Below are 6,235 nucleotides of genomic sequence, written 5' to 3'. Positions count from 1 at the left end.
GCCTCGATGGCCGGGGTGATCTGCGGCAGCGCCGCGGCGACCGCGGCGGGGACGGTGGCGTCGGCCGCGTTCATGGTCGCGGCGAGCTCGGCCACGCTCATGGTGTCGATGCCCGCGAAGCGCGGGTCGGCCGATTCCGTGGTCAGTTCTGAGAGGTTCACCGCTTGCCTCGGGTTCTGGGGTCGAGAGTGTCACGCAGGCCGTCGCCGAGCAGGTTCAGGCCCACCACCAGCAGCACGACGACCGCGCCCGGCGCGATCAGCGTCCAGGGGGCGACGAACACCAGGCTGCGCGCCTCGAAGATCATCGAGCCCAGCGAGGGGGCGGGCGGCGGCGTGCCCAGGCCGAGGAAGCTCAGCGACGCCTCGGTCAGCACCGCCCACGACAACGACAGCGCCACCTGGATGACGATGATCGAGGTGATGTTGGGCAGCACGTGCCTGAGCATGATCTGCCAGCGGCTCTGGCCGGTGGAGACCGCGGCCTTGACGTACTCGATCTCCCGCAGGGAGAGCACGGGGCCGCGCGTGACACGGATGAAGATGGGGACGTACACGATCGCGATGGCGACGGCGACCGTGAACCAGTTGCGGTCCAGCACCGAGGCCAGCGAGAGCGCGAGCAGCAGCGGCGGGAACGCGAACAGCACGTTCGTCACGCCGCCGATGGCGCCGTCGGCGAAGCCGCGGTAGAAACCGGACACCAGGCCGCCCAGCGTGCCGACCACGGTGGCGAAGGCCACCGCGACCACCGCGATGAGCGCCGAGTTGCCGACCCCGGCCGCCACCCGGGAGAAGACGTCCCGGCCGAACTGGTCGGTGCCGAACAGGTGCGTCCCGGACGGCGACAGGAACCGCTCGGGCGGGTTCTGGGCGATCGGGTCGTAGGGGAGCAGCCCGGCGTACGACAGCGCCGCCACCACGGCCAGCACCAGCAGCACGATCGTGCCCGCCAGCATGGCGGGGCTCCTGCGCAGCGCGGTCACGACGCCCTCACCCGCGGGTCGATGATCCGGTACAGCCCGTCGGTCAGCAGGTTGACCAGCACGAACGCCAGCGCGATGACCAGGACCGTGCTCTGCACGACCGCATACTCCTTCTGCTGGATGCCGAGCAGCACCTGCCGGCCCACGCCGGGCACGGAGAAGATCTGCTCGACCACGACCGCGCCGCCGAGCAGGTAGCCGAACTGCAGCCCCGTCATCGTCACGATCGGCACCAGCGCGTTGCCCAGCACGTGCCGGACCTGCAGGCGGCGCGGCGGCACGCCCTTGGCGCGGGCGGTGCGCACGAAGTCCTCCGAGCGCACCTCCAGCACCGCCGTACGGGTGGTGCGCAGGATCGGCGCGGCGATGCCGAAGCCGAGCACGAGCGCGGGCAGGAACATCTGCTGCAGGTTGAGCAGCGGGTCCTCGGCGAGCGTGGCGAAGCCCTGGCCGTTGGGGTTGAAGCCGAACGACGCCGCGAAGATCGACAGCAGCGTCGTGGCCAGCAGGAACGCCGGGACCGACAGCCCGGCCAGGCTCACGACCTGGCCGAAGGCGTCCCGCGGCGAGTTCGTCCTGGACGCCGACAACATGCCGAGCGGCACGCCCAGCAGCAGCGCCAGCACGATCGAGAACACCGCCAGCTCGAACGTCACCGGCAGCGAGTGCAGCGTCATCTCCAGCACGCCCTGCTGCGAGCGGGCCGAGTAGCCGAAGTTGCCGGTGAGCATGTTGCCCAGCCAGGAGAAGAACTGCGTGACCGGCGACTGGTCCAGCCCGTAGTACTGCTCCAGGGCCACGCGCTGCGCCGGGGTGAGGGCAGCCGCCTCCGTGCCGAGCCCCGCGGTGATCTGGTCGCCCGGGATCGCCCGGAGCATGACGAAGACGAACACGGCCACCCCGAACAGGGTGCCGATCGTCGAGGCCACGCGCCGGACGGCCCGGCCTGCGAGGATCCGGCGCATCAGGCGACGGACGTCGTGCGCAGGTACTGCAGCGACCCGCTGACCATCGGTACGAACCCGGACACGTTGGAGGTGGTGCCGGTGTAGGTGTAGCTGGTGAACAGCCAGATCCAGGGCGCGTTGGCCTCCAGCTCGGCCGAGACCTTCTCGTAGATCGCCTTGCGGGCGGCCGGGTCGGTCGTGGCCTTGCCTTCGGCGAACAGCTTGTCCAGCTCCGGCGAGCTGTACCCGGCGACCTTGTTCAGGTTGCCCTTGCTGGTGAAGTAGCGGCCGTAGGAGCCGTCGGGGTCCGGACGCCCGCCGTTGAGCGCGACGGCCGCGTCGAAGTCGGCCGCCACCCAGCGGTCCACGAACGCGCCGGACTCCAGCACCTCCAGGTCCAGGGTGATCTTCGCCTCGGCGAGCTGCGCCTTGAGGTTCTGGGCCTCGTTCACGGAGGTGGCGTACTCGCCCTGGGAGACGATGGCCTTGACCGTCACGCCGCCGGACTTGCCCGCCTTGCCGAGGTATTCGGCGGCCTTGGCCAGGTCGCGGGCCGGGCAGGGACGCTTGGCCGGGTCGGACTTGAAGGCCGGGGCGGTGATCGGCCCGGTCACCTCGCCCTCGCCGAGCGCGGCGGTGTCGAGCACCTGCTTGCGGTCGATCGCGCACTGGATCGCCAGGCGCACGTTGACGTCCTTGAGGTCGCCGCGCTGGGCGTTGAGCTGGAGGGCGTGGTAGCTGAGCTGCGGCGTCTTGGTGACGGTGATCGTGCCGCCGCCCTGCGCGGTCTGGGCGACCAGCGGGTCGTTGAAGACCGCGAGCTGCACGTTGCCCGACTGCATGGCCGAGACGATGGACGACTCGTCCGGGATCACCCGGAACTCGACGCTGCCCACCTTCGGCTTCTCGGCGCCCCAGTACTTGTCGTTCCTGGCCAGCGTCAGCGACTGGCTCGGGACGCGCTTGCCCAGCGTGAACGGGCCGGTGCCGTTGGGGGTGGCGTTGAGCTTCTCCTCGGTGTCGTCGGAGGAGAGCATCGCCATGTTGACGGTGGCCAGGTTCGCCGGGAGCGCGGCGTCGGGGCCGGTCAGCTCCAGCACCACCGTGCTCTCGTCGGGGGCCTCGACGGACTTCACCGACGCCAGCGACGCCCGCGCCACGGCCGCCGTCTTCTCGTCCATGATCTTCTCCAGGGACGCCTTGACGTCCTTGGAGTCGAAGGCGCTGCCGTCGCCGAAGGTCACGCCCTTGCGCAGGGTGAGGGTCAGCTTCTTGCCGTCCTCGGACGCCTGCCACGACTCGGCCAGGCCCGGCACGACGTTCAGGTCCTTGTCGAACTCGGTGAGGGTGCCGTAGATGTTCTGCAACACGTTCACGGCCGTGAACTGGGTGGCCTTCCACGGGAAGAGCGTGTCGGGGTCGGAGGTCACGCCGACGACCAGGGCGCCGCCGGACTTGCCCGTGGCGCCGGTGCTGGTCGCGGGCCCGGAAGATGATGAACAGGAGGTCAGGGCGATGGACAGCACTGCGGCGGCGCCGATCGCGGAGAGCGCGCCACGGGGCATGTGGTCTCCTCAGGGGCAGTAGGTCATAAAATTACGCAGACCCTACCACTGGTGTACTAAATTTCCTCAACAGGGATGGATGACGAATGGTCGAGGACGACGGAAGCCTGCTGATCCGCATCCGTGCGGCCATGCCCGCATTACGGCCGTCGGAGCGGCGCATCGCCGAGACGTTCACCGGCGACCCGGCCGCCGCCGCGAACCTGTCCATCGCCGAGCTGGCCGCCCGCTGCGCCACCTCGACGACCTCGGTCGTGCGCTTCTACCAGCGCATGGGATACGCCCACTTCAAGGACTTCCGGATCGACCTGACCAGGGCCGCCGCCCGGGAGGAGCTGACCACGTCGAGCCTGCCGGAGGTGTCGGGCGACATCGATCGCCACGACAGCCTGGAGGGCATCGTCTCCAAGGTCGCCACCAACGAGACGCTGTCCATCGCCGACACGGCCCGTTCCCTGGACATGGGGGCCCTGGGCCGGGCGGTCGCCCTGCTGCTGGCCGCGCGCCGGATCGACACCTTCGGCGTGGGCGCGAGCGCGCTGGTCGGCCTCGACCTGCAGCAGAAGCTCTCGCGCATCGGGCGTACCGCGATCAACTGGCACGACGCCCACTCGGCCTGGACGTCGGCGGCCACGCTCGACGCCGGCTGCGTGGCCGTCGCGGTCTCGCACACCGGCGCGACCGTGGACACGGTCGAGTTCCTGGCCATCGCCCGCCGGTCGGGCGCGGCCACGGTGGCGATCACGAACTTCCGCGACTCGCCGCTGGCCGCCACCGCCGACGTGACGCTGACGACGGCCGCCCGCGAGACCCAGTTCCGCTCCGGCGCGCTCGGCAGCCGCATCGCCCAGCTCATGGTCGTCGACTGTCTGTTCACCGGCGTGGCCGCGGCCAGTTACGACGAGTCGATGGCGGCCCTGCGCAACACCTATGCGGTCGTCCACGACCGGACGGTGCACAAGCGGGGGTGAACCGGCCTGACCAGCATGGAAGTCTTTCTTTGGCGGCACGTGAACCTAGTGACAAAAAGTGATGACACGGCTACTTTAGGTTGACATTCTGGTGGTGAGGCATCGTCTACCAGGAGAGACACCACATGCAGCTGATCACCCGTGCCGACTGGCACGCCAAGAAGCCCACCACCAGTTACACCCGGCTGGCGTCCACCAGGGGCGTCAAGATCCACTACACCGGCGGGAAGGTGCCCTCCGACCTGCCGGACGCCGACAACCACGACAAGTGCGTCGACCTGGTCAGGGACATCCAGCGCATGCACATGTCCGGCGGGCGCGGCGAGACCTACATCGACCTCGGCTACAACATGGTGTGCTGCCCGCACCGGCGCACCTTCATGGGCCGGGGTCCGCACGTCCTGCCCGCCGCCAACGGCCCGGGGCTCAACTCCGGCCACTACGCCGTGCTCGCCCTCCTCGGCAACACCGGGTTCACCGAACCGAACGACGACCTGCTCAACGCCCTCGTCGACGCCATCGAGTACCTGCGCGAGCACGGCGATGCCGGCGACGAGGTCAAGGGCCACCGGGACGGCTACGACACCGACTGCCCCGGCGACCCGCTCTACCACTGGGTGCGAGGGGGCGCCGAACGCCCCTGAGCCGCATGCGTCCCCGAGGACACCCCGCGAGCGGCGGCCGCCACGGACGTCCATGGCGGCCTCGACGGCCACCGCGTGCGCGATGAGAGGCGGGGCGCTAGACCAGCCGGCCCACGTGGGCGAGTGCCTGCTTGAGCAGCACGCCCTGGCCGCCGGTCATCTCCTGCTGCACGGCCGGCGAGGACGCCTCCTCCGGGGTGAACCAGACCAGGTCCAGGGCGTCCTGCCGGGGCCGGCAGTCACCGGCCACGGGCACGATGTAGGCCAGCGACACCGCGTGCTGGCGCGGGTCGTGGTACGGCGTGACGCCCGGCGTCGGGAAGTACTCCGCGACCGTGAAGGGCTGCGGCGAGACGGGGATGCGCGGAAGGGCCACCGGCCCGAGGTCCTTCTCCAGGTGGCGCAGCAGCGCGTCGCGGACGCGCTCGTGGAGCAGCACCCGCCCCGAGACCAGCGCCCGGCTGACCGTGCCGTCCGCCGCGATCCGCAGCAGCAGGCCCACGCGGGTCACGACGCCGGTCTCGTCGACGCGTACCGGCACGGCGTCGATGTAGAGGATCGGCAACTGGCCGCGCACCGACTCCAGCTCTTCGGGTGCCAGCCATCCAGGCGCGGTTTCGGTCTTTTCGGTCATCTGCCGATCGTATGCCCCCCGCCGCCACTGACAGCGTAAGCCCCACCGACCGATCCCCGGACGGGGTCAGGCCCGCCTGGCCGGCCTGCTCCTGCCCGCGATCCAGGACGCCGTGCAGACGACCAGCACGATGCCCATGAACGGCAGGTACTCGGCGACTCTTCTCATGACAGATCACGCTCCGCTCTCGACTTGGCGAGCCGCCGGCGTTGCGGCTCGACGGTGTACCGGGGGTCGCACGCCGAGGCCGTCCCGGCGTGGAAGATCCCGAACCGGGTGCACACCGACCCGGCCAGCAGGGCCGCCCCCGCGGCCACCGCCGCGACCCTGCTGCGCGCGCCCAGGCCCTGACCGAGCAGGGCGCCCGCGACCGACAGCGCCTGGCCCGTCCTGAGCAGGCGGCTGCGCCGCAGCGGCTCGGCGGTCAGGCCCATCCGGCGTTCCATGCGGACGGCCGCCGCGCACTCCAGGGCCGCCCCCAGCAGCGCC

The 6,235-nt window shown here is 70.5% G+C and carries 6 protein-coding genes and 1 pseudogene; 2 read left to right on the top strand and 5 right to left on the bottom strand.

Features of this window, described 5'->3' with window-relative positions:
- Positions 1 to 157: 157 nt before the first annotated feature.
- The 3 genes from ACWCSD_RS45555 to ACWCSD_RS45545 are packed head-to-tail and all read right to left on the bottom strand — an operon-like array spanning position 158 to position 3,497.
- Positions 158 to 985: an ABC transporter permease gene (locus ACWCSD_RS45555; RefSeq protein ID WP_352364933.1), complete on the bottom strand. Its 828-nt coding sequence runs from the start codon at positions 983 to 985 to the stop codon at positions 158 to 160.
- On the bottom strand, positions 982 to 1,950 hold the full coding sequence (locus ACWCSD_RS45550) for an ABC transporter permease (protein WP_352364935.1): 969 nt from the start codon (positions 1,948 to 1,950) through the stop codon (positions 982 to 984). The genes ACWCSD_RS45555 and ACWCSD_RS45550 overlap by 4 nt, the downstream gene beginning before the upstream one ends.
- Positions 1,950 to 3,497 (bottom strand): ABC transporter substrate-binding protein, encoded by a 1,548-nt coding sequence (locus ACWCSD_RS45545; protein WP_358285855.1) that lies wholly within the window; start codon positions 3,495 to 3,497, stop codon positions 1,950 to 1,952. The genes ACWCSD_RS45550 and ACWCSD_RS45545 overlap by 1 nt, the downstream gene beginning before the upstream one ends.
- 86 nt (positions 3,498 to 3,583) lie before the next feature.
- Between ACWCSD_RS45545 and ACWCSD_RS45540 the strand changes: the two genes are divergently transcribed.
- Both ACWCSD_RS45540 and ACWCSD_RS45535 read left to right on the top strand, forming a co-directional pair.
- Positions 3,584 to 4,468, top strand: coding sequence for a MurR/RpiR family transcriptional regulator (locus ACWCSD_RS45540; RefSeq protein WP_397165410.1), 885 nt, complete (start codon positions 3,584 to 3,586; stop codon positions 4,466 to 4,468).
- 125 nt (positions 4,469 to 4,593) lie between these two features.
- Positions 4,594 to 5,112 (top strand): peptidoglycan recognition protein family protein, encoded by a 519-nt coding sequence (locus ACWCSD_RS45535; RefSeq protein WP_358285861.1) that lies wholly within the window; start codon positions 4,594 to 4,596, stop codon positions 5,110 to 5,112.
- A 97-nt stretch (positions 5,113 to 5,209) separates the two neighbouring features.
- Here ACWCSD_RS45535 and ACWCSD_RS45530 read toward each other — a convergent pair whose 3' ends face one another.
- On the bottom strand, positions 5,210 to 5,746 hold the full coding sequence (locus ACWCSD_RS45530) for an NUDIX hydrolase family protein (protein WP_397165409.1): 537 nt from the start codon (positions 5,744 to 5,746) through the stop codon (positions 5,210 to 5,212).
- A gap of 164 nt (positions 5,747 to 5,910) precedes the next feature.
- Positions 5,911 to 6,235: pseudogene (locus ACWCSD_RS45525) on the bottom strand (NrfD/PsrC family molybdoenzyme membrane anchor subunit); the annotation flags it as partial.

The organism is Nonomuraea sp. NPDC001684 (assembly GCF_053596515.1).
Note: the sequence above shows the minus strand (reverse complement) of the source record. Positions and strands in the feature narration are given on the sequence as shown.